This window comes from Lentzea flava (assembly GCF_014648475.1).
Classification (GTDB): Bacteria; Actinomycetota; Actinomycetes; order Mycobacteriales; family Pseudonocardiaceae; genus Lentzea; species Lentzea flava.
The window spans coordinates 76,118-102,711 of sequence record NZ_BMRE01000021.1 but is presented as its reverse complement, the minus strand read 5'-3'; the positions used below and the strand labels follow the sequence as shown (position 1 = coordinate 102,711).

General features: G+C 69.5%; 23 protein-coding genes. 5 read left to right on the top strand and 18 right to left on the bottom strand.

The window, feature by feature from the left end; translation table 11 throughout:
• Positions 1-17: 17 nt before the first annotated feature.
• The 10 genes from IEZ09_RS23825 to IEZ09_RS23780 all read right to left on the bottom strand — a co-directional run bounded on the left by IEZ09_RS23825 (position 18) and on the right by IEZ09_RS23780 (position 11,660).
• A complete protein-coding gene (locus IEZ09_RS23825; RefSeq protein ID WP_189255956.1) occupies positions 18-2,051 on the bottom strand; it encodes a bifunctional MFS transporter/dTMP kinase in 2,034 nt (677 codons plus the stop codon).
• Positions 2,052-2,120: 69 nt separating this feature from the next.
• The gene (locus IEZ09_RS23820; RefSeq protein ID WP_189255955.1) at positions 2,121-2,537 is read right to left on the bottom strand and encodes a hypothetical protein; all 417 of its coding nucleotides are present in this window, start codon (positions 2,535-2,537) and stop codon (positions 2,121-2,123) included.
• Positions 2,538-2,553: 16 nt separating this feature from the next.
• Positions 2,554-5,310, bottom strand: a complete 2,757-nt coding sequence (topA, locus tag IEZ09_RS23815; RefSeq protein WP_189255954.1) for a type I DNA topoisomerase — start codon at positions 5,308-5,310, stop codon at positions 2,554-2,556.
• Between the two features lie 129 nt (positions 5,311-5,439).
• A complete protein-coding gene (locus tag IEZ09_RS23810; protein ID WP_189255953.1) occupies positions 5,440-6,012 on the bottom strand; it encodes a hypothetical protein in 573 nt (190 codons plus the stop codon).
• 65 nt (positions 6,013-6,077) lie between these two features.
• Entirely contained in the window at positions 6,078-6,617 is a 540-nt protein-coding gene (locus tag IEZ09_RS23805) for a hypothetical protein (protein WP_189255952.1), read from the bottom strand.
• Positions 6,618-6,806: 189 nt separating this feature from the next.
• Positions 6,807-7,412 carry a hypothetical protein gene (locus tag IEZ09_RS23800; RefSeq protein WP_189255951.1) on the bottom strand — a complete coding sequence of 202 codons (606 nt, stop codon included), beginning with the start codon at positions 7,410-7,412 and terminating at the stop codon, positions 6,807-6,809.
• 69 nt (positions 7,413-7,481) lie between these two features.
• On the bottom strand, positions 7,482-8,021 hold the full coding sequence (locus IEZ09_RS23795) for a hypothetical protein (RefSeq protein ID WP_189255950.1): 540 nt from the start codon (positions 8,019-8,021) through the stop codon (positions 7,482-7,484).
• 93 nt (positions 8,022-8,114) lie between these two features.
• Entirely contained in the window at positions 8,115-8,681 is a 567-nt protein-coding gene (locus IEZ09_RS23790; RefSeq protein ID WP_189255949.1) for a hypothetical protein, read from the bottom strand.
• 29 nt (positions 8,682-8,710) lie between these two features.
• Positions 8,711-9,283 carry a hypothetical protein gene (locus tag IEZ09_RS23785; protein WP_189255948.1) on the bottom strand — a complete coding sequence of 191 codons (573 nt, stop codon included), beginning with the start codon at positions 9,281-9,283 and terminating at the stop codon, positions 8,711-8,713.
• A 64-nt stretch (positions 9,284-9,347) separates the two neighbouring features.
• Positions 9,348-11,660: a sodium-translocating pyrophosphatase gene (locus IEZ09_RS23780; protein WP_189255947.1), complete on the bottom strand. Its 2,313-nt coding sequence runs from the start codon at positions 11,658-11,660 to the stop codon at positions 9,348-9,350.
• A 195-nt stretch (positions 11,661-11,855) separates the two neighbouring features.
• Between IEZ09_RS23780 and IEZ09_RS23775 the strand changes: the two genes are divergently transcribed.
• The gene (locus IEZ09_RS23775; RefSeq protein WP_370467747.1) at positions 11,856-14,171 is read left to right on the top strand and encodes a DEAD/DEAH box helicase; all 2,316 of its coding nucleotides are present in this window, start codon (positions 11,856-11,858) and stop codon (positions 14,169-14,171) included.
• A gap of 142 nt (positions 14,172-14,313) precedes the next feature.
• A complete protein-coding gene (locus IEZ09_RS23770; RefSeq protein WP_189255946.1) occupies positions 14,314-15,081 on the top strand; it encodes an aminoglycoside adenylyltransferase domain-containing protein in 768 nt (255 codons plus the stop codon).
• A 445-nt stretch (positions 15,082-15,526) separates the two neighbouring features.
• Here the strand turns inward: IEZ09_RS23770 and IEZ09_RS23765 are convergent, their stop codons facing one another.
• The 8 genes from IEZ09_RS23765 to ssd all read right to left on the bottom strand — a co-directional run bounded on the left by IEZ09_RS23765 (position 15,527) and on the right by ssd (position 21,857).
• Complete coding sequence (locus IEZ09_RS23765) at positions 15,527-16,147, bottom strand: bifunctional DNA primase/polymerase (protein ID WP_189255945.1); 621 nt, start codon at positions 16,145-16,147, stop codon at positions 15,527-15,529.
• 196 nt (positions 16,148-16,343) lie between these two features.
• Positions 16,344-16,769 carry an Rv3654c family TadE-like protein gene (locus tag IEZ09_RS23760; RefSeq protein ID WP_253730407.1) on the bottom strand — a complete coding sequence of 142 codons (426 nt, stop codon included), beginning with the start codon at positions 16,767-16,769 and terminating at the stop codon, positions 16,344-16,346.
• Entirely contained in the window at positions 16,766-17,065 is a 300-nt protein-coding gene (locus tag IEZ09_RS23755) for a TadE family type IV pilus minor pilin (RefSeq protein WP_189255943.1), read from the bottom strand. The genes IEZ09_RS23760 and IEZ09_RS23755 overlap by 4 nt, the downstream gene beginning before the upstream one ends.
• 10 nt (positions 17,066-17,075) lie before the next feature.
• Entirely contained in the window at positions 17,076-17,237 is a 162-nt protein-coding gene (locus tag IEZ09_RS23750) for a DUF4244 domain-containing protein (RefSeq protein ID WP_189255942.1), read from the bottom strand.
• Between the two features lie 15 nt (positions 17,238-17,252).
• A complete protein-coding gene (locus tag IEZ09_RS23745) occupies positions 17,253-17,780 on the bottom strand; it encodes a type II secretion system F family protein (protein ID WP_189255941.1) in 528 nt (175 codons plus the stop codon).
• The gene (locus tag IEZ09_RS23740) at positions 17,777-18,544 is read right to left on the bottom strand and encodes a type II secretion system F family protein (protein ID WP_189255940.1); all 768 of its coding nucleotides are present in this window, start codon (positions 18,542-18,544) and stop codon (positions 17,777-17,779) included. Before IEZ09_RS23740 ends, IEZ09_RS23745 begins: the two co-directional genes overlap by 4 nt.
• Entirely contained in the window at positions 18,541-19,656 is a 1,116-nt protein-coding gene (locus IEZ09_RS23735; protein ID WP_189255939.1) for a TadA family conjugal transfer-associated ATPase, read from the bottom strand. The genes IEZ09_RS23740 and IEZ09_RS23735 overlap by 4 nt, the downstream gene beginning before the upstream one ends.
• 1,166 nt (positions 19,657-20,822) lie before the next feature.
• A complete protein-coding gene (gene ssd, locus IEZ09_RS23730) occupies positions 20,823-21,857 on the bottom strand; it encodes a septum site-determining protein Ssd (protein WP_189255938.1) in 1,035 nt (344 codons plus the stop codon).
• A 447-nt stretch (positions 21,858-22,304) separates the two neighbouring features.
• Between ssd and IEZ09_RS23725 the strand changes: the two genes are divergently transcribed.
• The 3 genes from IEZ09_RS23725 (at position 22,305) to IEZ09_RS23715 (ending at position 26,590) form a co-directional block, all read left to right on the top strand.
• The gene (locus IEZ09_RS23725; RefSeq protein ID WP_189255937.1) at positions 22,305-23,099 is read left to right on the top strand and encodes an HAD-IB family hydrolase; all 795 of its coding nucleotides are present in this window, start codon (positions 22,305-22,307) and stop codon (positions 23,097-23,099) included.
• Positions 23,100-23,729: 630 nt separating this feature from the next.
• Positions 23,730-25,388 carry a glycoside hydrolase family 3 protein gene (locus IEZ09_RS23720; RefSeq protein WP_189255998.1) on the top strand — a complete coding sequence of 553 codons (1,659 nt, stop codon included), beginning with the start codon at positions 23,730-23,732 and terminating at the stop codon, positions 25,386-25,388.
• Entirely contained in the window at positions 25,385-26,590 is a 1,206-nt protein-coding gene (locus IEZ09_RS23715) for an exo-beta-N-acetylmuramidase NamZ family protein (RefSeq protein WP_189255936.1), read from the top strand. The genes IEZ09_RS23720 and IEZ09_RS23715 overlap by 4 nt, the downstream gene beginning before the upstream one ends.
• Positions 26,591-26,594 lie beyond the last annotated feature (4 nt).

The following is a 26,594-nucleotide window of genomic DNA, read 5'->3' as shown; positions in this document are numbered from 1 at the left end:
AGTCTTCCAGCGAACGCTCAGACCGCGGCTTCGGGGACCGCCCGCTTGCGGGTGGCCAGCAGCGGCACGACAGCGGACCGGACGCGCTCGGCCACCACGTCCGCGTCGCCGTCGGCCTCGACCACGACGTAGCGGTCCGGGTCGGCGGCGGCCATCTCGCTCAGCAGCCGCTGCACGCGCCAGTGGTGTTCCAGGGCGATCGACTTGCCGTCGGTGACCGGCCGGTCCAGCAGGATCGTCAGGTCGGGGCGCAGGCGGCCGGTGGCCCAGTCGACCAGGCCTTCCAGCTCCTGGTGCTCCAGCGAGCTGGTGGCGGTGAAGTGCGCGAGCGGTGAGTCGACGTAGCGCTCCATCACCACGACGGAGCCCTCGTCCAGAGCAGGGCGCACCTGCCGTTCGACGACATCGGCCCGCACGGCGGCGGCGACCAGGGCCTGAGCGCGTACGCCGGCCAGCTCGGCCGAGGACAGCATCGTGCGCAGACGGCGTTCGTCGTGTTCGGGATCGGCGGCGAGCAGCACGTCGAGACCCTCGGCACGCAGGGCGGCGGCCAGGCGCCTGGCCTGCACCGAGGTGTCCTCGCGGGTGTCGCCCTCGACCGCGATCAGCAGGCCCTTGGTGTTGCGGCGGCCGCGAATGGCGGCGAAGAGCGACGACAGCACCGGCTCCTCGCGGCGGTCGTCCATCTGCCGGTACGCGACGAGGCCGAGGATGATCGCGATCACGGCGCCGCCGAGCATCACCGGACGGGTCGCGTCGACCTCCATCGGGTGGCCGAACACGCTGACCTGGCGCTTCTGCAGCAGGGCGACCAGCAGCGGCGCGCCTGCCGACGCGCCGAACAGGACGATCTTGAGCAGCGACTGGATCAACGCGACCGTGCGGCCGCGCATCTCGTCCTCGACCTGCGAGCCGACGATCGTCAGGCCGGTCAGGAACGCGACGCCGGCGCACGCGCCGACCAGGGCCACGGTCAGCAGCGCGATCCACAGGTGCGGCGCCAGGGCGACCACGACCAGCGTGATGCCGGCCGCCACGATCGTCACGCCGAACAGGCGGTTGTAGGCGAGGCGCTGGGCCAGCCGGGGCGCGGTCGCCATGCCGATCGCCAGGCCGACGAACACGGCCACGAAGAGCAGGCCGAACGTCGAGGCGCCACCGAGCAGCGACTGCGCGTAGAGCTTCGCCGTGGCGATCACGACACCGGCCGCGGCGAACGCGCCGATCATGCCTATCACCAGGCCGCGGACCAGCGGCGTCGCGGCGGCGAACCGCAGGCCGTCGCGGAACATCGCGACGAAGCCCGGCTTGTCGGCCTCCTTCTTGCGGGTCGACGAGACGCGGCCGGACAGCTCCGGCAACCGGGTCGCGACCAGGATCGCCGAGGTGAAGTACAGCAGGCCGTTGATCATCACGGCGATCGTCGCGATGCGGAACTCGAGGTTCCCGCCCTGCAGGTTCAGGTAGCCGGGGATGCCCGCGATCAGCGAGTACAGGCCGAAACCGCTGATCGTGGAGATGCCGTAGGTCATCACCAGGCCGAGCTGGTTCGCCGACTCCACCTGGTCGGGACGGCGCAGCAGGTTCGGGACCGCCGACTCCTTGGCCGGGATCCACAGCATCGCGCAGCAGCCGACCAGGAAGTTCGCGACGAAGAGCCAGATCGGCGACCCGACCAGTGCGATCGAGATGAACAGCGACCCGCGCAGGACGTCGCAGGCCACCATCACCTTGCGGCGGTCGAACCGGTCCGCGAGCACACCGCCGAGCGGCGCGAAGAGGATGCCGGGCAGCAGCTGTGTGAGCACGACCAGCGACAGCGCGAACGACTGCCACTGGTAGCTGTTCATCATCTCGGAGACCAGACCGGTCAACGCGAGCAGCGACAGCCAGTCACCGACGCTGCACAGGTAGGTGACCAGCCACAGCCTCCGGAACGGCCTGATGGCCAGCACCGAGCGCAGCCGGTGGACCGTGGACACGCTGGACTGGGCCTGCCCCGTCCGGCCTGCCTCGGTCACTCCTGTGTCCGCGTCCTGAATGTCAGTCACCCCAAATCGACCTGCTCCGTTCGGTCAGCGTAACCGGAGCGGGCGCGCGAGGTCGCCGGACTCTCAGCCTCAGCCGCTGAAGATCGCCCCGAGGATGTTGACGACCACGAGCACGAAGAAGCCGATCACGATCAGACAGCCGATGAACGCCGCCACGCCACCCGACTGCTTGGCGGGCTGTTGTTGTTGCACCACAGGCATTTGCGCGGGCATCTGCGGAACCGCCACGCCCTGCTCCTGGGGTGCGCGCTGACGGCGGCCGCGCGGCCGCCGGTGCTCCTGCTCCATCGCGGTCCAGATCGCCTGGCGCATCTCCTCGGTCGGCGTCGGCGGTGTCGGCACCGACACACGTGACGTGGAGTACCCGGAAGTCCACTGAGGAGCGATCCACGTGTCGGCCGTCACCAGTCCCGCGAGGGGATCGGGGAACAGCCGGGGAGGCGGCGGGGCCTGGGTCCCGTCCGGACCGAAGTCGGAATTCGGCACCGCCACCTCCTCTGGTTCAGCTCTTCGACTTGGCAGGAGCCTTCTTGGTCGCCGCGGGCTTCTTCGCGGCGGGCTTCTTGGCAGGAGCCTTCTTCTTGACCGGCCCCTTGGCGCGCTTCTCCGCCAGCAGCTCGGCCGCGCGCTCGTCGGTGATCGTCTCGACGCTGTCCGTCTTGCGCAACGACGCGTTCGACTCGCCGTCGGTGACGTACGGGCCGAACCGGCCGTCCTTGATCACCATCGGCTTGCCGGACACCGGGTCGTTGCCCAGCTCGCGCAACGGCGGCGCCGCGGCGGCGGAACGGCCGCGCTTCTTCGGCTCGGCGTAGATCTTCAGGGCCTCGTCCAGCGTCACCGTGAAGATCTGGTCCTCGCTGGCGAGCGACCGCGAGTCCGTGCCCTTCTTCAGGTACGGGCCGTAGCGGCCGTTCTGCGCGGTGATCTCGGCGCCCGTCTCCGGGTCCTTGCCGACCACGCGCGGCAGCGAGAGCAGCTTCAACGCGTCTTCCAGCGTCACGGTGTCCAGCGACATCGACTTGAACAGCGAGCCGGTGCGCGGCTTCGGCGCCTTCTTGCCGTTGTCCGACGACTCCGGCAGCACCTCGGTCACGTACGGGCCGAAGCGGCCTTCCTTGGCCACGATCTCGTTGCCGGAGACCGGGTCGGTGCCGAGCGAACGGCCCTCCTGCGGCGTCGAGAACAGCTTCTCGGCGATCTCCGCGGTCAGCTCGTCCGGCGGCAGGTCGTCCGGCAGGTTGGCGCGCTGCGCGGCACCGTCGACCTCGCGCTCCAGGTACGGCCCGAACCGCCCGACGCGCACCACGACCGTGCGGCCCTCGGCGTCGCTGAACAGCGGGATCGAGTTGACCTCGCGCGGGTCGATGTCCTCGACACCGGTGCCGACCAGCTTCTTCAGGCCACCGGAGCGGCCGATCGAGCCGTCGGGGCCGACCGAACCGCCGAAGTAGAACCCGGAGAGCCACGTCGTGCGCTGCTGGCGACCGGCGGCGATGCCGTCCAGCTCGTCCTCCAGCGCTGCGGTGAAGTCGTAGTCGACGAGCCGGCCGAAGTGGTTCTCCATCAGCCCGACCACGGCGAACGCCACCCACGACGGGACCAGCGCCGCGCCCTTCTTCCACACGTAGCCGCGGTCCTGGATGGTGCTGATGATCGACGAGTACGTGGAGGGACGGCCGATGCCGAGCTCCTCCATCGTCTTGATCAGCGACGGCTCGGTGTAGCGCGAGGGCGGCGAGGTGGTGTGGCCGTCAGCGGACAGCTCCGCGATCGTCAGGTCCTGGTCCTTGACGAGCTGCGGCAGGCGTGACTCCGCGTCGTCCGACTCGCCACCGGCCTCGGCGTCGATGCTCTCGACGTAGGCCTTGAGGAAGCCGGCGAACGTGATCGTGCGGCCGGACGCGGCGAACGTGACCTCCTGGCCGGTCGCGGCCTTGCCGACGATCCGGACGCTGGTCGTGTTGCCGCGCGCGTCGGCCATCTGGGACGCGATCGTGCGCTGCCAGATCATCTCGTAGAGCTTGAACTCGTCCGCGTCGAGCTCGGCGGCCACCTGACCGGGCGTGCGGAAGACCTCTCCCGCCGGCCTGATCGCCTCGTGCGCCTCCTGCGCGTTCTTGACCTTGCGGTTGTACTGGCGCGGCTGCGGCGAGACGTACTGCGCGCCGTAGAGGTCCGTCGCCTGCGTGCGGGCCGCGTTGATCGCCGTCTCCGACAGCGTGGTGCTGTCGGTACGCATGTAGGTGATGTAGCCGTTCTCGTACAGCTTCTGCGCCGTGCGCATCGTGCGGTCGGCGGAGAAGCGCAGCTTGCGGCCGGCCTCCTGCTGCAGCGTCGAGGTCATGAACGGCGCGTACGGCTTGCGCGAGTACGGCTTCTCCTCGACGGAGGCGACCTTGACCGGCGCGTTCTCCAGCCCGGCCGCGATGGCGCGTGCCTGTGCCTCGTCCAGCACGACGACGTCGGCCTTGCCGGTGAGCTTGCCGTCCGAGCCGAAGTCACGGCCCGTGGCGAGACGCGTGCCGTCGACGGCCACGAGACGTGCGCCGAACTGCCGCGGCGTGGCCTCGGCACCGGCGTCCATCTGCGCGGAGATGTCCCAGTAGCTCGCGCTCACGAACTTCATGCGCTCGCGTTCGCGCTCCACGACCAGACGCGTCGCCACGGACTGCACGCGGCCTGCCGAGAGCTTCGGCATGACCTTCTTCCACAGCACCGGGCTGACCTCGTAGCCGTAGAGGCGGTCGAGGATGCGGCGGGTCTCCTGGGCGTCGACCAGGTCCTGGTCGAGGTCACGGGGGTTGGCGGCGGCGGCCTGGATCGCGGACTCGGTGATCTCGTGGAACACCATCCGGCGAACCGGGACCTTGGGCTTGAGCGTCTCCAGCAGGTGCCACGCGATGGCCTCGCCCTCGCGGTCACCGTCTGTCGCGAGGTAGAGCTCGTCGACGTCCTTCAACGCTTCCTTGAGCTCGGTGACCAGCGACTTCTTGTCGGCGGAGACCACGTAGAGGGGCTCGAAGTCGTGGTCGACGTCCACGCCGAGCCTGGCCCACGCCTGGCCCTTGTACTTCGCGGGAACGTCGGCGGCACCGCGCGGCAGGTCCCGGATGTGTCCCCTGGAGGACTCCACGACGAAGTTGGAGCCGAGGTAGGAGGCGATCTTGCGCGCCTTCGTGGGCGACTCGACGATCACAAGTCGTCGGGTGCTGCCCGCTCCTCCGCTGCTCTTTCTCGTCCGTGTCGATCCAGCCACTCGCCGTCCCGCTCTCTTCCAAACCCGGTTCCCAGGCCCGCCAGTGTTGCCCAGCGTCGGCCGAAAAGCACACCATCCGCGACGCCTGTACGACGAGACAGAGTGACACAACCTTGCCGGACCGCCCGCTCAGGCCGCCGGCCAGGTGCTGCACGCCACCCCGTGCGGGGGGCTTCCGACCAGCTCAGCGAGCCGTGCCAGCCTTCGTCGGCCGGTTACCCGCAACGCCGGAGCTCCTACCAGGGTGCACGGAAGTCCGGATGCGAGCAGGGCATTTTGCAACGGTTCGTGTGTCTGGGGTGCGTTGGGGTCCAAACCGAGCAGGTACGCCGACTCCATCCAGCTGCCAGCGGCCAGCGCCCAGACCCGCAGCACTGCTCCGTTCAGCTCGAAGTCGGCCGGCACCTTCTTGACGGATCCGTCCAGCCAGCGGGCGGCCAGTCCGGTGAGATCGGTGCGGAACGGCGTGCGGACGAACCGCGTGCCCTCCTCGTTCACGCAGAGCTCGGTCGTGACGCCGCGCTCGGCGCACGCCTGCCTGAGGGGCTGGAGGCGCCACTCGTCCTTGAGCTCGACGTACACGCGAGCCGCCGTGCCGCGCGCGAAGCTGACGGCCTGGCCCGGCCCGCAGAGGAAGCCGGCGAGGTCCGCCTTGGCCGGCGTGCGCGCCTCGGCCGAGAAGAAGGACAGCTGCCCAACCACGGCCCACAGAGTAGAACAGGCGTTCGACTGTGACCAGTGGGACGCCTGTGAATGCGCCGGTCGAGTTACCGGACGGTCCTCAGCCCGGAGCAGGGCCCGGCCTTGTCCAGCGCCGCCGCGTACTTGGGCGACCTCTCCAGCGCGTCGAAGGTCGCCCGCAGGTCTTCCGGGCTGCTGACCTGCGAGGTCTCGGTCAGGACCTGCTCGGCGTTCTCCCAGAACCCTGCGTTCGGTTCGAGCTTCTCGACCGGGCCCCGCGCGGCGGCGTACGACCTGGCCGACTCGGCGAAGTACTTCGTCAGCCGATCGTGCACGTCCTTCAGCTCGTCGGAGGGCGGGCCGAGCTCCGTCAGCTTCTTCTCGGCGTCGGTGAACGCGGTCGTGTTGGCCGAGATGAGGTTCAGGTAGGCGGTCTTGATCCCGGCCGGGTCGGCGGGATCCTTGCCCTTCAGCTCCTGGCCCGCCTTCATGCCGGGCAGCAGGCCGCCGCAGAACGCGTCCACCCACTGGCCCTGCGCGTCGGTGAGCGGCTTGTCCTCGTCGGATCCGCAGGCGGTCAGCACGACGGCACCGGTCAGCACGGCAGCGAGCAGAGGCGTCCTCATTCCGGCTATTTTCCTCTGGCCGGCGCCTGCCAGTCCGAGCACACCTTGTTCGCGCGGAACGCCTCGGCGTACCTCGGCGTCCTTGACGGCGGCCCTGCCCTGCTCAGCCTTGCTGGACCGGAGCGGGCGGCGAGCTGCACGACGCGATCGCGGCCGCGCTCAGCACGGCCGCGATCAGGCGAAACGTCGTCACTGGCCGATCAGCTTGCCGAGCTTCTGCCGCATCTCGGTGCACTCCGGCGCCTTCGCGATGGCGTCCTTGTACTTCGGGTCGGAGTCGAGCTTCTTGATCTGCTCGGACAGCTTCGACGGGTCGGCCGACTCACCGCCGAGCTTCTCGACCTGACCCAGGAAGTCGGGCGCGTTCGCGTCGATCTTCTTGACCTGCTCGGCGACCGTCACGTACTCCTTGGCGCCGTCGCCGAACATCTTCACCATCTCGTCGTGCAGGGCCTTGGCCTCCGGGCCGGGCGCGCCGACCTCCTTGAGCTTCTTCTCGGCCTCGGCCAGCGACTTCGAGCCGGCGTCGAGGACCTTGAGCATGCCCTCCTTGAGCGCGGCCGGGTTGTCGGAGTTGGCCGCGGCGATGGTGACGAGCTCGACCGCACCGGTCAGCACCGGCGTGGTGCCGCTGCAGAACGCGCCGGCCCACTTGACCGGGTCACCTGCCGGCTGGGTCGTGGTGGTGGTCGTGGGTGCCGCGGTCTGCGTGGACGGCGCGGCACCACCGGAGCAGCCGGTGACGGCGAGCGCGGCACCCGCGCAGGCAGCGATGATCGACAAACGTGCGTTCACGGTGAATCCCCCAGAAAAGGTCGAACCAGACCGCTGCACGGTACACGTTCGGGCGAACCCGTCCGCATCTCATTTGCCCTGCATGTATCGCACTCCGGCGCACACGCGGTCCTGGTCGAGCGCCCTGCCGTACGCGGGCTCCCTGCCGAGGGCCTCGAACAGCTCCTCGACGTCGTCCTCGCTCGATCCGACCTGCTCCGCGAGCACGTCCCGGAAGGCGGCGCCGAACCCGGCGTCCGCCGCCAGGCCCTCGATGGGCCCCGCAGAGGCGGCGTAGCCGTCGGCGACAGCGCGCAGCGACCCGACCAGCCGCTCGTGGGTGTCCTTCGCCTCGGGGGTGAGGACCCCGAGATCCTCCGTCGCGTCGGCGATGTCGTGCAGGGAGTTCATCGCCGTGAACGTCAGCTTGAGCGCCGCGGCCTTGGCCGCCTTCGGATCGGACGTGTCCCGCAGCTTCGGGTCCTGCCTGGCGCTGACGAACAACCCGTACTCGGTGCAGTAGGTCCGAGCCCACTTCGCCGTGTCGGTGGGAACGCGCGTGGTCTGCGGGCTCGGCGCGGACCTGTTGTTGCCGCAGCCGCCGAGCAGGACGAGGAGTGCGCAGGCCAACGCCACACCGCACGAGCGTGCAACCACCGAAACCCCCAGCCGAGCCACGAATCGCCCGAACAGTACGCGTTCGGGCGACTCGCGGAGCAGGAATTACGAAGTGGGCGTGGCACTCGGCGCGATCTGCAGGTCCTTGCAGTTCGGCGCCTTCTGGGCGGCAGGGGCGAGACCCGTCTCGTCGAACTTCTTCTGCACGTCGGCGCCGGTCTTCTCGAGCGTGGCCGCCTTGCTGACCATCTCGGTGAACGCGGCGACGACCTGCGTGGCGTCGGTGGACGAGTCCAGCTTCGACTTGGTGTCGGTGAGCAGGGTCTTGACCTGGCCCATGCCCTCCTCCGCGGTCGAGACCAGCTCCTTGGACTTCGGGTGCGGGCCGTTCTCCAGCCCCTTGAGGTCCGAGATCGACTTGTCGACCGCGGCGATCTTGCTGCCGAGCCAGTCCGAGAGGCCCGTCTTGAGCTTCGACGGGTCGCTCATGTCGATGTTCGGCTCGTCCGACATGGCCTTCACGGTGCCGTCGACGGCACCGCAGACCTTGTCCATCCACGCCACGACGTCGGCCTCGTTCGGGGTGGCCGACGTCGACGTGGAGGAGCCTCCGCTGCTGCACGCGGTGAGCGCGAGCAGGCTCGTCAGAAGTGCGATGACTGTGCGACGCATGGGGCGGAAGCTACTCCGAACGGCCTCGCTCAGCTCGTCGGCGTGACGTTGAGGCGCTGCATGTCCTGGCACTTCTGCGCGCTCTGCGTCGCCTTCTGCAGCTCGGGAACACCCTTGAGGTCGCGCAGCGGGTCGGCGAGCTCCGAGAGCTTGGCGATGGCCTCGCCCGCGGCCTGGAGGCCTCCGGTGGCGTTGTTCGCGTCGGCCTGCTCGACCTTGGTCTTGGCGTCGGCGAAGACGGTGCCCAGGGAGGTGAAGGCCTCCGCCATCTTGTTGACGGCCTCCTCGCCGCCCGCGACGGGCGACGGGCCGACGTTCTTGAGACCGTTCGCCGACTTGGTGAACGCGTCGGCGAGCTGACCCATGTAGGCGGCCATCTCGGCCTTGAGCTTGGCGGAGTCGCCGGCGTCGAGCTTCGGGGCGGTCTTCTCGACCTTGGCGAACTCGGACGCGGCGCCGCACACCTTGTCCATGTAGGCGACGGCCTCGGGGCTGGCCGCGTCGCTGGTGGGCGTCGATGAAGTGCCGGAGTTGCCGCCGATGGTGCAGCCGGCGAGCGCGCAGGCGGTGACAGCGGCAGTGGCGATGAGGCGGAGCCTCATGTCGTAACTCCTCGGTCGGGGTACGTCGGGGGGATACCCGAACGTACCCCGACCGGGGCCGGAACTACGCGGCGCCGTTGCTCACGGTCTCCGCGGGCGCGTCGGCGATCGCGGTGCCGCGACGCTTCGACACGACGATCGCACCGACGATGATCAGCGCTGCGACCACGGCGATCGCGATGCGGATCGGGTCGGACGCGGAGTCACCGATGGAGAAGGTGACGATGGCGGGCGCGATCAGCACCGAGACCAGGTTCATGACCTTGATCAGCGGGTTGATGGCGGGGCCGGCGGTGTCCTTGAACGGGTCGCCGACGGTGTCGCCGATGACCGTCGCGGCGTGGGCGTCGGAGCCCTTGCCGCCGTGGTTGCCGTCCTCGACCAGCTTCTTGGCGTTGTCCCAGGCACCACCGGAGTTGGCCAGGAAGACCGCCATGAGCGTGCCGGTCGCGATCGCACCGGCCAGGTAACCGGCCAGCGGGCCGACGCCGAGGCCGAAGCCGACGGCGATCGGGGCGAGCACGGCCATCAGACCCGGCGTCGCGAGCTCGCGCAGCGAGTCCTTGGTGCAGATGTCGACGACCTTGCCGTACTCCGGCTTGACCGAGTAGTCCATGATCCCGGGGTTGTCGCGGAACTGACGGCGCACCTCGAACACGATGGCACCGGCGGCGCGCGTCACGGCGTTGACCGCGAGACCCGAGAACATGAAGACGACGGCCGCACCGATGGCGACACCGACGAGGACGTTCGGGCTGAACACCAGGTTGGTGAACGACACGGGCAGGTCGCCCGCGACGTTGCCGACCTTGACGATGGCCTGCTCGATCGCGTCGCGGTAGGAGCCGAACAGCGCCGTCGCGGCGAGCACGGCGGTCGCGATCGCGATGCCCTTGGTGATGGCCTTGGTGGTGTTGCCGACCGCGTCGAGCTCGGTGAGGATCTGCGCGCCCTCGCCGTGCACGTCACCGGACATCTCGGCGATGCCCTGCGCGTTGTCGGAAACCGGGCCGAAGGTGTCCATCGCGACGATGACGCCGACGGTCGTGAGCAGACCACAACCGGCCAGAGCGATCGCGAACAGCGCGACGACGACCGAACCGGAGAGCAGGAACGCGCCGTAGACGGCCGCACCGATGACCAGCGCGGTGTAGACGGCCGACTCGAAACCGACCGAGATACCGGACAGGATCACCGTGGCCGCGCCGGTCAGCGAGGTCTGGCCGACCTCCTTGACCGGCTTGTGCTCGGTGCCGGTGTAGTAGCCGGTCAGCCAGAGGATGACGCCGGCCAGCACGATGCCGATGATCACCGCGACGGACGCGATCAGCGCCGGGTTGCCGCTGGTGGCCTTGATCGAGTCGCTGATGCCGTTGAGGTCGGCGAAGGAGCTCGGCAGGAACGCGAACGCCGCGATCGTGCACAGCACCGCGGAGATGACCGCGGAGATGTAGAAGGAGCGGTTGATGGCCGTGAGGCCGCTCTCGCCCGTCTTCGCGCTCGTCGTGTACACACCGATGACCGCGGTCAGCACGCCGATCGCGGGCACGATCAGCGGGAACAGCAGGCCCTGCGCACCGAACGCGGCGGTGCCGAGGATCAGCGACGCGACCAGCGTCACGGCGTAGGACTCGAAGAGGTCCGCGGCCATGCCGGCGCAGTCACCGACGTTGTCGCCCACGTTGTCCGCGATGGTGGCGGCGTTGCGGGGGTCGTCCTCCGGGATGTTCTGCTCGACCTTGCCGACGAGGTCGGCGCCGACGTCGGCGGCCTTGGTGAAGATGCCGCCGCCGACACGCATGAACATCGCGAGCAGCGCGGCACCGAAACCGAAGCCCTCCAGGACCTTCGGGGCCTGACCGGCGTACACGAGCACGACCAGCGCGGCGCCGAAGAGGCCGAGGCCGACCGTGGTCATGCCGACCACGCCACCGGTGCGGAACGCGACGCGCATCGCCTTTTCGCGACCGCCTTCACCTTCGTTCGCGGCGGCGGCAACACGCACGTTGGCGCGCGTGGACAACCACATGCCCAGGTAGCCGATCGTCGCCGAGAACGCGGCACCGACGACGAAGAACAACGACCGCCCGATTCGTTCGGCGAGATCGTCGGCCGGTAGCGCGAACAGCAGCACGAACACGATCACGACGAAAATGCCGAGCGTGCGGAACTGCCGGTTGAGGTAGGCCGCTGCGCCCTCCTGAACCGCCTTGGCGATGTCCTGCATCTTCGGGGTGCCCTGGCCCGCGGCCAGCACCTCCCTGAGCAGCACGTACCCGACGGCGAGAGCAGCCAGGGCGACCACGGCGACCACGGCTACGACGCCGCGATCACCTCCGGAGAGCTCGAGGCTCTCCGCGAGGAATTGCCGGGACATCCGTCCTCCTGGTGAGTTGCCATGTGCAGCGCCAAGGCAGACCAGCCGCCCTCGCGCGACGTGACGCATCCCTCATTGGATGCGATGAGCGGGGAGTCTAGGGGTTGCTTGCAACGAGGCAACGAAGTGTCCCGATCCGTGCACACACCGTTATCTGCGCAGGAAGTCCACCACGCGGGCAGAAGTGTCGGTGTGGTGTGCAAAGCTCGCCTCGTGGTGGATCAGGGACGGCGGTTGCTGGACCGCGTGCTGGCGGGAGTACCCGCCGGGGAGTCACCTCTCACACACGCACGTGATCTGCCGTTGCGGCAGGCTGATCACGTCGAATGGCCCTCGTGGGCCGCTGCGGCGGTGGTCGCCGCCTTCACCGAGACCGGCGTGCGCGAGCCGTGGCGGCACCAGGTGGAGGCCGCCGAGCTGGCGTGGTCCGGGCAGCACGTGGTGCTCGCGACGGGCACGGCGTCTGGCAAGTCGCTTGCCTACCAATTGCCCGTGCTTTCCACTCTTTTGGCGGACACGAAGGCCACTGCGCTGTACCTTTCACCGACCAAAGCCCTTGGGGCGGACCAGCTCCGCGCGCTCGACGAGCTCGGCATCAAGGGCGTCCGCGCGGCGGCCTACGACGGCGACACCCCGATGGCGGAGCGCGACTGGGTCAAGGCGCACGCGAACTGGGTCTTCACCAACCCGGACATGCTGCACCGCGGAATCCTGCCGCAGCACCCGAAATGGCTGCGGTTCTTCCGCAGGCTGAAGTACGTTGTGATCGACGAGTGCCATTCCTACCGCGGTGTTTTCGGTTCGCACGTGGCGTTGTTGATGCGGCGGCTGCGGAGGGTCGCCAGGAAATACGGCGCGAATCCGATCTTCGTTCTGGCATCGGCCACTGTGGCTGATCCTTCTTCGTCGGCGGAAAGGCTGCTCGGAGTTCCGGTTTCCGCTGTCGTGGACGACTTCTCGCCGCGCGCCTCGCGGACCGTGGCGTTGTGGGAGCCTCCGCTCACCTCGCTGGAGGGTGAGAACGGCGCGCCCGTTCGGCGTTCGGCCGGTGCGGAGACGTCGCGGATCCTGGCCGACCTCGTGGTGGAGGGCGCACGGTCGCTCGCCTTCGTGCGCTCCCGGCGCGGTGCGGAGCTGACCGCTCTTGGCGCCCAGCGGATTCTGTCCGAAGTGGACAGTGAGCTGCCCTCCAGGGTGGCCGCGTACCGGGGCGGGTTCCTGCCGGAGGAGCGCCGCGCGCTGGAGAAGGCGCTGTCCACGGGCGATCTGCTGGGCGTGGCGACCACGAACGCGTTGGAGCTGGGCGTCGACATCGCCGGGCTGGACGCCGTGGTGGTGGCCGGTTTCCCCGGCACCCTGGCGTCGTTCTGGCAGCAGGCCGGCCGGGCCGGCCGGTCCGGCGACAGCGCTCTGGTCGTGTTCGTGGCGCGCGACGACCCGTTGGACACGTACCTGGTGCACAACCCGGCCGCGGTGCTCGACCGGCCGGTCGAGGCGACCGTGCTGGACCCGTTGAACCCCTACGTGCTGGGGCCACAGCTGGCGTGCGCCGCGGCCGAGATGCCGTTGACGCCGGCGTGTCTCGACGACTTCGGCGGACCGCTGGCCGAGGCGGTGCTCGCCGACCTGGTGGCGGAGAAGCTGCTGCGCAAGCGGCCTGCCGGGTGGTATTGGGCCTCGCACGACAGACCGCACGCCGGGGTCGACATCCGCGGCTCCGGCGGCGATCAGGTGGCCGTGGTGGAGGCCGACTCCGGCCGGATGCTCGGCACGGTCGACCCTGGATCCGCCTGCTGGCAGGTGCATCCGGGTGCCGTCTACCTGCACCAGGGCCGGGCGTACGTGGTCGACGAGCTCGACCTGGAGACAGGTCTCGCGATGGTGCACCGCGAAGACCCGGAGTGGACGACGCAGCCGCGCGATTGCGTCGACATCACGGTGGTGCGCGAGATCGAACGCGCCGACTTCGGCGGCGTGTCGGTGTGCCTGGGCGAGGTGGAGGTGACCACGCAGGTCGTCGGCTACCTGCGGCGACTGCCTTCCGGCGTGGTGCTCGACCAGATCCCGCTCGACCTGCCGGAGCAGACGCTGCAGACCCGCGCCGTCTGGTACACCGTCGACGAGTCGCTGCTCTTCGACGCGGGCGTGGAGGCCAAGCGGATCCCCGGCGCGCTGCACGCCGCCGAACACGCGGCGATCGGTCTGCTACCGCTCTTCGCGACGTGCGACAGGTGGGACATAGGCGGCGTGTCGACCGCCGTGCACCCGGACACCGGGATGCCCACGGTGTTCGTGCACGACGGCCACCCCGGCGGCGCGGGCTTCGCGGACCGCGGCCACTCGGCGTTGCGCGCGTGGCTGTCGGCGACGCGGTCGGCGATCAGTTCGTGCTCGTGCCCGATGGGCTGCCCGTCGTGCGTGCAGTCGCCCAAGTGCGGCAACGGCAACGAACCGCTGGACAAGGCCGGTGCCGTGCTGGTGCTTGACGTCGTGCTGGGCAAAATTTCCTGACCGGGTCACCGCTGCCTGGTTATGGTGGCCGCGTGAACGCGTGCTGCTGCAACGCCACCCGGACCCGTCGCGCCTAGGCGCGGCCGAGTCCGATGCTCCGCCGCGCCCGTCCCTTCCGGCCACGGGTTCATTGGAGTTTGCCTTGTTCACGCCCTTTGCTGATCTGAACGCACTGCTCGCCGACCTCGTCTCGGCGGTCCGCGAGATCCTCGGTCCCACCTACGTGGGGACGTACGTCCAGGGCTCGTTCGCCCTGGGTGCCGGCGACATCCACAGCGACTGCGACTTCATCGTCGCCTGCACGGAGCTGCCGTCCGGCGAGCGCGAGGCCGGGTTGCGCGCGTTGCACGACGAGATTCCCCTGCGGCCGGGCCACTGGTCGACCGAGATCGAGGGCTCGTACGCCGACGTCGAGTCACTGCGCTCGGTGGCGGGCCTCGGGGTTCCGTGGCTGTTCAACGACCACGGCACGCGGACTTTGGTGTGGGACACCCACTGCAACAGCCCGCACGCCCGGTGGATCCTGCGCAACCACGGCATCGTCCTGGACGGCCCGCCGATCACCTCGCTGGTCGACGAGGTTCCCGCTTCCGTTCTGCGATCGTCGATGCGTGCCGAGCTGCCAAACGTGTTGGAAGGCATCAGGGAGTGGGCGCCGATGGAGGTGGCCTGGACCCAGCGCTACATCGTCGCGGCCTACTGCCGGACGCTCTACACGATCCACACGGGAGAGGTCGCTTCGAAGCGCGGCGCGCTGGAGTGGGCGTTGAAAATGCTCGATCAGCGGTGGCACCCGCTGATCGAGCAGGTCATTGAGGACCGGGACCTAGGCTGGGACGCCGACGCGGCACCGCGTCCGGGAAGCATGGAGCAGACCTTCGCTTTCGTGGCCCACTGCGAGCTTCTCTAGCTTTCGTGGGCGCGCGCCGCGGGCTCACGGGTACCCGCGGCGCGCGCTCTCCACGTGCCGAACACTGTTTTCCCGCCTGCTACCGCTTCGCGACCGGATCCCGTGGAACATCGGCGGAATCTGGTTGTCCGTCTCGACAGGACACGCGGGAGGCGACGGTGTCGACTGTCTTCGAGACGAACTCCGGGGAGGAGCCGGCTTCGCCGATCGCAGCAGAGCAGTTGCCCTGCCACTAACGTCCTCGGTCCGGTCGTTACTTGCGGGAGGCTGTCCTTCGGGGTGCGTGTTCGGCTTTTCGCCCGTTCCTCGCCGGCCCCCGAAGTGCGGGGTACGGAGGCCGATCACGGATCGGGCTGGGGTGGAACGGCCGCGCAGGGCATCGCCTTCGGGGTTGTCGGGGAGAGTCCACGACGACACCCAGCGCGGCCGGGCTTGTGCAGTTGTGTCAGACGGTTTCGAGCTGGAGACCGGCCGGGGCGTGCAGCGCCTCGACCAGTGCGTCCTGCACGACGTGCGCGTCCGGCAGGTTCCAGCCGCAGATCGACGGCTTGACCCGCCAGTGCACGACGCCGTGCGCCATCGGGGTGGGCGGCAGCGGGATGTACTCGCCCTCGGCGTACTGGTGCACGTCCGGGTTGCCGGCCAGCTCGGCGGTGAGCTTCGAGCCGGACTTCACCAGGAACATCCAGCGGCCGGACGGGGTCGCGGCGATCGGCACGGGAACGCCGATCGACCGCAGTGCCGTGGCCGCGCGGCGGCCGAGGCCGGTGCCGACCTCGATCGCGTCCACCACGTGACCGGTGGCGACGAGAAGGCTGTAGGAGCGGCCTGCCCACCAGGTGGCGACCTGGTCGGCACGCGTACCGATGCGGTCGACCCAGTCGCGGTGCACGGGGATGGGCCCGTGCAGCTCGAGCCCGCTGCGGCCCGCCCACTGGGTGACGCCCTGCTCCGAACCGGCCGGATACGTGCCGGGCAGTACGGGCCAACCGCGGTACGCGAGGCTCACGGCCTCGGCACGCAGTTCGATGCGGAAGGCCCCGCGCCAGCTATCCGACCAATCCATCTTCCTTCGCCTTCTTCCTAGGCTCTGACTCGACATCGACGTGGTGTCGGTTTCTCGGGACACCGCGTCGGTGCCGCCACTACAACTAACGACACCGGCCCTGGGCTTGGTAACCCCCGTCGCGACAACTGGTAGCTACGAGACGGCGAACGCCATCGGCGAGAAAGAGCCACTGAACTCCGCGCGTTTGGTTCGATCACCGTTCAGCATGTCCGGGCACCCGTGTGAGTCCGCTCACCGCCCGGAGGCGACCGCTCGTCGCGCTCCAAACGCTTCGATCTTCGGCCGGACCTGCTCTCGACCGTGCGCTCACCGGGCCGAACGGCGTAACAGCCGACACCTCCACCACCACCTCCCAACCGCTCGTCGAGCAGCTCTCGAGCACGGCCCCGTTGCTCTGCGCCACCCGTTTTGCCTGCTCACAAGCTCTTTCGTCACCGTCGACGAGACTCGCCGCACCGGCGAGCGCCGCCAGATCGGCCGCACCTGTCACCCGGTGCCGCACGACGACCGCCGCACCGACCTGTGCACCGGTGATCGTGACGATGATCAGCAACAACATCGCCACCACACCGCTCACCGCAGCCGAACCGCGTTCGCCATCAGGCACTTCACCGTTCATCGCGGCTCCAGCACGGCGAACGCCTCCGCGCCGAGCGGCACGCCCAAGGGCCCGCGTTTGGTCACGACGACCCGCACGGCGTCGCCTTCCGCCCGGAACACGACGCTCGCTCCGGGCGCGATCTGCCCGACCGCCTCCTCGCCGCGCTGCCGTTCACCGCGCGCCGTGAGCCGCGCCGCCTCTCTCGCCGCGTCGGTGCACCGCATCTGCTCGATGACCGCCGTCAGCCCAGCAGCCGCCAACGCCATGACCACCAGCAGCGCAAATACGGCAATCGCCGCCTCCACCGTGACCATGCCCCGGTCATCAGACAGACGACAGCGCACGCTGTATCAGTCCTTGCAACAGGTTCTGCATCCAGTCGCTGGAGAGAACCGCGTACAGCACCCCGGCGAGCGCGGCCACCGCCAGCGTCCCGATCGCGTACTCGACCGTGCTCATGCCGCTGTCGTCCTTCAGCAGTTCCATCGGATTCACCTTTCATCACTTGAGGAATTGGTCCGCCAGCCCCAGCACCACCGGCACCACGCCGAGGCACAGGAAGGCGGGCAGAAAACACAGCGCCAGCGGTGCCGCCACCGCGACCGCGGCGCGTTGCGCCTCGGCCTCGGCCCGGTCCCTGGCCTCGGCCCTGGTCCGCTCGGCGAGCTCGGCGGCCTGCCTGGCGAGCGCCGCACCCGAACGCGCGGTCCTCCGCGCCGCCCTCGCCAGCGCGGCGGTCGCGGGCTGACCCAGCGCCGGCGCCCACGCCGTTTCCGGGTCCGCGCCGAGAGCAAGGAGTTCGGCCGTGCGACTCAGTTCCGCGACGCCGACAGCGCGAATCGCCGTGGGCACCGGCAACCCGGCCTTGAGACAGGCGGCCAGGAGGTCCAGCGCCGCCGCCCGTTCGAACGGACCGTCGGGCTTGGCGCTCCGTTTCGGCGGATCGTGCGCCTTGGGTCGCAGCCGCTCGACCGCCCTGCGCGGCGCCGGTGCGACGAGGATCGCCAGTGCCAGGAGGAAGAACGTCACGGCTTCCCCTCCGTGATCCGCTTCGTCCACCACAGACCGACCGCCAGGAACACCGCTCCCAGCACCAGCAGGAACTGGCCCGCCGCGGTGGCGACGAGGGTGTGCACCGGTCCGGCCCCGCTGAGTTCGCCCAGCAGCACCCCGAAGACCGGCAGCCCGGCGAGCACCGCCGCACTCGCCCGCGGCCCAGCCATCCGAGCGTGAACCTGCCGCGCGAACGCCGAGCGCTGATCCAGATCGCGCCTGGTGGCGTCCAGCACGTCGGCCAGCGCCACACCGTGCTTCGCCGACACGTGCCACGCCCTGGCCAGCTGATCCACGGCCGTCCTGAGGAGCGGCTGCCGGAGATCGCGGAGCGTCCGTTCCACATCACCGCCCAGCCGTGCGGTGGCCGCAGCCGCCCTCAGCACCTCGTCGGCAGGGCCCGGCGTGTCCTTCGCAGCGCTTTCGGCCGCGGTCGCCGCGTGCGCTCCTGCACGCAGCTCGTCGACGACGCCGCCCAGTCCGTTGCTGAGCGCTTCGGTAGCCGCCCTCAGCGCACGGTTCCGCCTGCCCTGCTTGACGATCCGGTAGACCACCACTCCGAGGACCGCCCCCGCGACCAGACCGCCGAAGCCTGCCACGAGGTAGGTGACGGCGACGGCGGCGACGACGTACAGCCACTGCGGCACAACGATTTCCCGTTTGCCCGCCGGCCTGAGCCGACGGAGCGGTTTGACCTGCGGCCACACCAGCAGGGCCGCCGCGAGTAGCAAAAGACTCACCACGGCAGCTCCTTCTCGTGCCAGCCGCCCGCCCGCGTCCAGATCGGACGGACCTGTAGCCCGCTTCCCGTGCGCGCAAACGCTCCGATCTCGTCGAGGTACCTCGCGCCGTCGGCCGCCCGCCGCATGTGCAGCACGAGCCGGACGGCCGCGGCCACCTGACTGTGCAGCGCCCGCGAGTCGAGCCCGGCCAACGCCCCCAACGCCTCCAGCCGCGCCGGAACCTCGGCCGGCGAGTTGGCGTGGAGTGTCCCGGCACCACCTTCGTGCCCGGTGTTCAACGAGGCGAGCAGCTCCCGAACCTCGGCACCCCGAACCTCCCCGACGACGATCCGGTCGGGCCGCATCCGCAACGCCTCCCGCACCAGCGCCCGCACGGTGATCTCGCCGGCCCCCTCGACGTTCGGCGCCCGCGCCACCAACCGCACGAACTGCGGGTGGTCGGGGTGCAACTCCCCCGCGTCCTCCACGCACACGATCCGCTCGTTCGCCGGCACACACCCGAGCAGCGCCGACAACAGGGACGTCTTGCCCGACCCGGTCCCACCGATCACCAGAAACGCCAGGCGCTTGCGAACGATCTCCCGAAGCGCCTCGGCGATCTCGGCGTCGAACGTGCCAAGCCCCTGCAACGCCGCGAGGTCGTGCGACGCCGGCCGCAGCACGCGCAGCGACAGACACGTCCGATCCGCGATGGGCGGCAACACCGCGTGCAGCCGAACCCCACTGCCCGGCAACCAGCCGTCGACACACGGCGAGGCATCGTCGAGCCGCCGCCCCGCCGCCACCGCCAGCCGCTGGGCAAGGCGACGGACGGCGTCCTCGTCCGGAAACGTGACGGCGGTGCGCCGCAAGCCTCCCGAGCCGTCGACCCATACCTGGTCCGGCGCGGTGACGAGGACGTCGGTGGTGCCGGGATCGGCGAGCAACGGGTCGAGCGGCCCCGTGCCGCTGAACTCCTGACGAAGGACTTGGAGTGCTTCCAAGACGTCGGAGTCGGCCAGCACCCCGCCCGCCTCGGAGCGAACGGCGTCGGCGACCACGGCGGCCGTCATCTCGATGTCCGCGCCCGCCAGGCGATGCCGGACCCGGTCGATCAGGGCAGCGGTCATGTGGCGACCTCTGGGCGTCGAGCGTGACGGCCGTAGGTGATCTCGCGGCCGGTCAGGCGGAGCCAGGTCTCGTGGCACCAGATGAGGAAGCGGTTCATTCCGGCGGCTCCCGGAAGACGAAGGGAGGTGGGATCGGGCGGCCGTAGACGACGAGGTTGCGCAGCATCCGCAACCAGATGCGGAGGCGGGTCACGGCTGGGGTTCCTTTCGTGGCAACGGAATCTCGGTCCGAGGGGAGGGCGTGAGCACGCCGGTATCGGGCGTGGTCTCGTGCCGCGGCGGAGGAGACTGGGCTCGGTGGCGGTCGGGACGGCGCATCGCCGCACTTCCTTTTCGCGGCAACGGAACCTCGGCCCCAGGGGAGAACGCGAGCAGGCCAGTCTCGTTCCGCAGCGGAGGAGACTTAGCCCGGCCGCGATCAGGACGGCGCATGACCGCATCTCCTTTTCGCGGCAACGGAACCTCGGCCCCAGGGGAGAACGCGAGCAGGCCAGTCTCGTTCCGCAGCGGAGGAGACTTAGCCCGGCCGCGATCAGGACGGCGCATGACCGCATCTCCTTTTCGCGGCAACGGAACCTCGGTCCGTGCGTGGGCGCCACCGTTCAACTGCGTGAGCTCGCCGGTGTCGGCGGGCCCGGTCGCAGCCCGCAGCGGCGACCCGGTTTGACTGGGATCGGCACGGCTCATGGCCGCAACTCCTTTCGCGGCAACGAAAACTCGGTCCGACGAGGGATGGCGCTGCGCGACGGCGGCTCCGGCTCGGCGGATCCGATGACATTCAGCGGTTGGGCAGAAGCGGAGCTCCTGCCCAACCGCGGCCCGAGCTGGCCGGGCCCGGCCAGCTCGCACACAGGGGAAGACCAGGTCTCACTGGGATCGGCACTGCTCATGGCCGCACCTCCGTTCGCCGCAACGAAAACGCTGGTCGCACACAGGTGGTGGCGGGTCCGATTTGGCCGGGATCGCGGCACGCAGCAGAGGCGGTGCTCCAGCCCGACGGCAGCCTGGGCCGGCTGGCCTCGGCGAGGCCAACGGCCTGGGGCAGAGGAGAAGACGCGGCTTGGGCGCGACCAGGAGGGCTCATCGGGGCCGCCCTTCTCGCGGCAGAGGGGCCTCGCTTTGGGTGGGCTGCGGCCGCTGGCGGGGGCGGGCGTGGTGGCGGCGGGTCACGGGTGCAGCTCCTTCAGCACCAGGCGGGCTGCGGCGGCCAGCGGGCCCTTGGGGTTGCGCGGGAAGTGGCCGCGTTCCAGGGCTTCGGGCAGGCCCGGTTCTGGGCGCATCTGGGTCAGCAGCGGGATGCCGATGACGTCGGCCATTTCGGCGGCTTTCAGGTTGCCGGGGGACGGGCCGCGGACCACCAGGCGGAGGTTGCGACCCTGGGTCAGCAGGTGGGAGGCGACTCGGCTTGCCGCGGCGGTTGCTCGCACCTCGGCCGGCACGACCAGGACCGTCAGGTCCGTGCGGTCCAGGGCTGCGGAGGCGGCGGATGTCGGGTGGCGTGGGAGGTCGCACACGACGGTGCAGCCGGAGCGGCGGCCCGCGTCCAGCACTGCGGCCACTGCCGCGGGTTCCGGGTCTGGGCCCGCTCGGTCGCACGCCAGGATGCTCAGGCTGCCCGAGGTGGGGAGGGCGGAGCGGAGGGCTGACATCGGGACTCGGCCGCCGCTGCAGTGCACGCCCGGCCAGCGGGCGCCCTCGGCGGACTCGGTGCCCAGGGCCAGGTCCAGGCCGCCGCCCAGCGGGTCGCAGTCGACGAGCATCGCCTCGCCACCTGCGGCCACGGCCTCGCGGCCGCAGGCGATGGCCAGGATCGAGGCGCCCGAGCCGCCGCGGCCGCCCACGAAGGACACCACGCGGCCTCGGTCGGACGGCGGGCCTTCGCCCACGTCCGTGAGAGCGCTGACCAGGGCGCGGCCCTCCACCGGCAGTTCCAGGACGCCGTCGGCGCCCAGGGCCACGGCCGGGGCCCAGGGCGGGTCGCCTCCGTGCACGACCAGGACGCCGGAGCGGCGCGGGAGGTTCGCGTCCAGGCAGGCGGACACCGCTGCCGGGTCGAGCAGGACCAGGGGCGCGCTGTGCCATTGCGAGCGCAGCGACGTCACGTCGGAGGCGCAGACGAGTTCGCAGTTGGCGGCAGCGGCCATGCGGAGGACCTCGTCCAGGAGGTCCGGGTCTGTGAGCAGGGCGGTGGGGTGGGTCATGGGGTCCACCGTGCTGAGTCGTGATGAACGACACAACGAGCGAAGATCCAGATGTGGACAAATCGCCGGGTGTGGACAAGTCGCGATCTTGGACCTCTTGGGACACGGGAAGTGTCGGACCCTTGTGCGACGCTGAGGGGTTGGGGGCCGGAACCCTCGGAAAGGGCGGCAGAGGTCCAGTCGCGGTCACCGGGAAACCGGACGTGGATATGGGACGACCCCCGCCAGGGGGGAGGGACGGGGGTCGTCAATGGTTCAGTCCCGGGGGTCGGACTGAACCCGTCCGTCGAACCGGACTCTCCTACTGTATCCCCATGCGCCAGTGCCGCGCGCAACTTCGGCAACAGCTGCGGGCCAAGTTTCGGTAACCGTGGGGCACAACGGTTTCGTACACGAACGAAATGCCGCCCGAACGGCCTACTGACGAGTACACCTAAGCTGAGGTACATGAGTCGGATCGCCGCCTTCTTCGACCTCGACAAGACCGTGATCGCGAAGTCGAGCACGCTGGCGTTCAGCCGTCCCTTCTTCCAGGAGGGGCTGATCAACCGCCGCGCGGTGCTGAAGAGCGCATATGCCCAGTTCGTGTTCATGCTCGCCGGTGCGGACGCGGACCAGATGGACCGCATGCGCGCACACATCACGGCACTGGCCGCGGGGTGGGACGTCGAGCAGATCCGCAGCATCGTCAACGAGACGTTGCACGACATCGTCGACCCGCTGGTTTACAAAGAGGCGACGCAGTTGATCGCCGATCACAAGGCGGAGGGTCACGACGTCGTCATCGTGAGTGCGTCCGGCGAAGAACTCGTCGCTCCCATTGCCCAGATGATCGGCGCCGATTACAGCGTCGGAACGAAGATGGTCGTGAACGACGGCCGCTACACCGGTGATGTCGAGTTCTACTGCGCGGCCGACAACAAGGCGGTCGCGATCAAGCAGCTCGCCGCAGAGCACGGTTACGACCTCTCCCGCAGCTACGCCTACTCGGACTCCGTCACGGACCTGCCGATGCTCGAGGTCGTCGGCCATCCGACCGTGGTGAACCCGGACAGGGGCCTGCGCCGCACCGCCGCGCAGAAGGACTGGCCGGTGCTGCAGTTCTCGGATCCGGTGAGCCTGCGTTCCCGCATCCCCACGCCATCGGGCAAGGCGGTCGCGGTCACGGCCATCAGCCTCGGCGCGGTGGCCGCCGCCGGCGCGGCCTGGTACGGCCTGCGGCGCAGGCGCAACCGCGACTGAAGTCAAGCCCTCCACGGCCAGGAGAGCCCTTCGTGAGGGGTACCGGCGAGTAGCGGCGACACCGCGCACACGTGGTGCCCGCGTGAGTGCACGCCACCGCCCTGTCAGCGGTACCGGAACATGTACAAAACCTCACAAACGCTGAAACCGCAGTACTTTCACTACTGAACGTGGCTTGAACGGTGCACCCTTCCGAGCCCTTGCTGTGACCGGCCACACGCACTTAAATGGTGGTGCGGACCTCGGGTCGGCCAGGGACCTGGCGAAGAGAAGCCAGACTCCACCCCGACAGGGCTCCGTGCGCGGACTTCGAGTACCCACGCGCAGCACGCCGCGGGAGGCTTGTCGTCTAGGGCCTGCGTACCGGGACGCCGGACGCCGAGGCCAGGGTTGTACGACACGAGTTGCACGCTTGGTAACTCGCAAGCCCGCGCTGTCGACGGGGCACCCTTTCGAGGGTGCCCCGTCTGCTTGTGCGCTGAAGAAAATGCCGCCGAACGGCAGAATGTGCGCCCGTTGACCCACCTCGCAGCCGTGAGTAACTTGCGAAATACGCCAGTTACCTGTGGGAACATCACCGGGAGGCACGGACAAGTGCGGAAGATTACCGCGTTGACGCTGGTCACAGCCATGGTCGCCCTCACGCCGGTGGCGAGAGCGGACGCCTCTGTGACGACGCTGCGCGGGATGTCGCTGGAAGAGAAGGTGGGCCAGCTCTTCGTCACGTACGTCAACGGCCAGGCCGCCGACGTCCCGCACCCCAAGAACCAGACCGACTTCGGAGTGGCCACCGCCGCGGAGATGGTGCGCAAGTACCGCCCAGGCGGGGTCATCTACTTCAACAACTCGACGCGCGACAACATCGACACCCCGAAGCAGATCGCGCAGCTCTCCAACGGCCTGCAGAAGGCCAGCAAGATCCCGTTGCTCATCTCGATCGACCAGGAGATGGGCCAGGTCACGCGCATCGGCCCGCCAGCCACGCAGCTGCCGGGCAACATGGCCCTCGGCGCCGGCCGCAGCACGCAGGACGCGGAACAGGCCGCCCGCATCACCGCGCAGGAACTCCGCGCGATGGGCATCAACCAGAACTTCGCGCCGGACGCGGACGTCAACTCCAACCCGGCGAACCCGATCATCGGCGTGCGCAGCTTCTCCAGCGACCCGAAGCTCGCGGCCGACATGACGAAGGCCCAGGTCACCGGCTACGAGGGGCGCCGCTGGTTCGACAACGACTCGGTCACCTCGACCGCCAAGCACTTCCCCGGCCACGGCGACACGTCCGAGGACAGCCACACCAGCCTGCCGGTCTCGAACCGCAGCCTCGACCAGTGGCGCCAGATAGACGCGCCGCCGTTCAAGGCCGCCATCGCCGCGAAGATCGACTCGATCATGACCGCGCACATCCAGGTCCCGCAGATCGACCCGTCCGGCGAGCCGGCCACGCTCTCCCACAAGGTCATCACCGGCCTGCTGAGGGAGGAGCTCGGCTACGACGGCGTCGTCGTGACCGACTCGCTGGAGATGGCCGGCGTCCGCAAACTGCACCCGAACGACGCGGAGATCCCGGTCCTCGCCCTCAAAGCAGGCGTCGACCAGCTGCTCATGCCGCCGAACCTCGGCCTCGCGATCGACAGCGTCGTCAAGGCCGTCCGCAGCGGCGAGATCTCCGAGCAGCGCATCGACCAGAGCGTCCTGCGCATCCTCAAGATGAAGCTCCTGCGCGGGGTCATGCTCAACGCCGAGGTCGACGTCAACAAGGTCGACCAGATCGTCGGTTCCAACACCCAGGCCGCCCAGCGCATCGCCGACCGCACCATCACCGCCGTCCGCAACGACGGCCAGGCGATCCCGCTCAACGCCCAGGCTCCTCTCGTCGTCGGCACCGGCGACGCCCCGGCCACTGCCCTCGCGACCAGGCTCAAGGCGACGAAGGTCGTCACCGCGACCAGCCCCACCCCCGCGCAGGTCCAGCAGGCGCTGGCAGCGGCGGCGAACGCAGACAAGATCGTCGTGCTGACCAACGGCCTGAGCACCAGGCCGGCGCAGCTCGACCTGCTCAACCAGCTGATCGCCACGGGCAAGCCGGTCATCGCGGTCGCCACGGGCGTGCCCTACGACGTCGCGTACAGCAACGCCAAGACGTGGCTCGCCACCTACTCGACGACGACCGTCTCCATGGAGGCACTGGCCAAGGTGCTGCTCGGCGAGACCAAGCCGCAGGGCAAGCTCCCGGTCGGCGTGCCAGGCCCGACGCCCTACCCGTTCGGACACGGAGTGACCTGGTGAGAAGGCGGCAGTTCCTCGCAGCAAGCGCACTGTCCGTCCCGCTCGCCACCGCAGGAACCGCCACCGCGGCCCCGAGGCTCGCCACCGGAGCACAACAGCTCGCCCAGGACGGCTGGCGCAGGCTCAAGGGCCGCAAGGTCGGCGTGCTCACGAACCCGACCGGCGTCCTCACCGACCAGACCCACATCGTCGACTCGATGGTCGCCCACGGCGCCACACCGGCAGCGGTGTTCGGCCCGGAACACGGTTTCCGCGGCACGGCACAGGCCGGTGGCTCCGAGGGCGACTATCAGGACCCACGCACCGGCATCCCGGTGTACGACGCGTACGGCGCCAACGCCACCAAGCTCCAGGCGATGTTCACCAAGGCGGGCATCGACACCGTCGTCTTCGACATCGCCGACGTGGGCGCGCGGTTCTACACCTACATCTGGTCGATGTACACGGCGATGCAGGCCGCCGCGAACCTGGACTTCCTCGTCCTCGACCGCCCGAACCCCGTCGGCGGCAAGGCGAACGGTCCGCAACTCGACCCCGCCTACGCCACCGGCGTGGGTCTCAAGCCGATCGTCCAGCAGCACGGCATGACCGTCGGCGAACTGGCCCGCTTCTTCCAGGGCGAGTTCGACGTCAAAACCAACCTCGAAGTGGCCAACGTGAAGGGCTGGCGCAGAGACCAGCTCGACACCGGCCTGCCGTGGGTGCCACCGAGCCCGAACATGCCGACGCAGGACACCGCGCTGGTCTACCCCGGCACGTGCCTGTTCGAGGGCACCGTGCTGTCGGAGGGCCGCGGCACCACCCGCCCGTTCGAAACCGTCGGCGCTCCCGGCATCGACTGGCGCTGGGCCGAAACGCTGAACGCGGCGAACCTCAGGGGAGTCCGGTTCCGCGAGACGTACTTCGCGCCGACGTTCAACAAGTTCCAGGGCAAGGCCTGCGGCGGTGTCACCCTGCACGTCACCGATCCGCGCGAGTTCGACGCGATCAAGACGGCCGTCGCCATGCTGATCACCGCGAAGTCGTTGTACCCCACCGTGTTCGCGTGGCGTCCCGACAACTGGATCGACAAGCTCAGCGGCTCCGACCGGCTGCGCAGGATGATCGACGCCCAGGCACCCCTGGACGAGGTCGTCGGCGCGTGGCAGCAGGAGCTGCAGCAGTTCCGCCGCACCCGCCTGCCCTACCTGCGCTACCGGTGAGGAC

Excerpts from the sequence above, each read along its gene's own strand:
- IEZ09_RS23765 (WP_189255945.1), bottom strand. The coding sequence starts at position 16,147 with ATGGATTGGTCGGATAGCTGGCGCGGGGCCTTCCGCATCGAACTGCGT.
- IEZ09_RS23760 (WP_253730407.1), bottom strand. The coding sequence starts at position 16,769 with ATGAACGGTGAAGTGCCTGATGGCGAACGCGGTTCGGCTGCGGTGAGC.
- IEZ09_RS23785 (WP_189255948.1), bottom strand. The coding sequence starts at position 9,283 with ATGAGGCTCCGCCTCATCGCCACTGCCGCTGTCACCGCCTGCGCGCTC.
- IEZ09_RS23755 (WP_189255943.1), bottom strand. The coding sequence starts at position 17,065 with ATGGTCACGGTGGAGGCGGCGATTGCCGTATTTGCGCTGCTGGTGGTC.
- IEZ09_RS23725 (WP_189255937.1), top strand. The coding sequence starts at position 22,305 with ATGAGTCGGATCGCCGCCTTCTTCGACCTCGACAAGACCGTGATCGCG.
- IEZ09_RS23735 (WP_189255939.1), bottom strand. The coding sequence starts at position 19,656 with ATGACCGCTGCCCTGATCGACCGGGTCCGGCATCGCCTGGCGGGCGCG.
- IEZ09_RS23750 (WP_189255942.1), bottom strand. The coding sequence starts at position 17,237 with ATGGAACTGCTGAAGGACGACAGCGGCATGAGCACGGTCGAGTACGCG.
- IEZ09_RS23790 (WP_189255949.1), bottom strand. The coding sequence starts at position 8,681 with ATGCGTCGCACAGTCATCGCACTTCTGACGAGCCTGCTCGCGCTCACC.
- IEZ09_RS23780 (WP_189255947.1), bottom strand. The coding sequence starts at position 11,660 with ATGTCCCGGCAATTCCTCGCGGAGAGCCTCGAGCTCTCCGGAGGTGAT.
- IEZ09_RS23805 (WP_189255952.1), bottom strand. The coding sequence starts at position 6,617 with ATGAGGACGCCTCTGCTCGCTGCCGTGCTGACCGGTGCCGTCGTGCTG.
- ssd (WP_189255938.1), bottom strand. The coding sequence starts at position 21,857 with ATGACCCACCCCACCGCCCTGCTCACAGACCCGGACCTCCTGGACGAG.
- IEZ09_RS23720 (WP_189255998.1), top strand. The coding sequence starts at position 23,730 with ATGGTCGCCCTCACGCCGGTGGCGAGAGCGGACGCCTCTGTGACGACG.